Source organism: Microbacterium sp. ISL-103 (assembly GCF_018613995.1).
Taxonomy (GTDB): Bacteria; Actinomycetota; Actinomycetes; order Actinomycetales; family Microbacteriaceae; genus Microbacterium.
The window spans coordinates 1-219 of sequence record NZ_JAGGPD010000008.1 but is presented as its reverse complement, the minus strand read 5'-3'; the positions used below and the strand labels follow the sequence as shown (position 1 = coordinate 219).

Below are 219 nucleotides of genomic sequence, written 5' to 3'. Positions count from 1 at the left end.
AAAGCATCTAAGCGGGAAGCCGGCCTCAAGATGAGATTTCCATACCTTCGGGTGAGAGGCTCCCAGCCAGACTACTGGGTTGATAGGCCAGATGTGGAAGTGCAGTAATGCATGCAGCTGACTGGTACTAATAAGCCGATGACTTGATAACACACCGTTTGTTGGTGCTAGGCGTCCACTGAGTGGTTCTCGATGTACGGTCGAGAAGCCTAGTGACAA

General features: G+C 51.1%; 1 rRNA gene (only partly in view). It reads left to right on the top strand.

The annotated features are described in order from the left end of the window. Nucleotides 1-151 (top strand): 23S ribosomal RNA (locus J7E68_RS00370) (it extends 2873 nt beyond the left edge of the window). Nucleotides 152-219 lie beyond the last annotated feature (68 nt).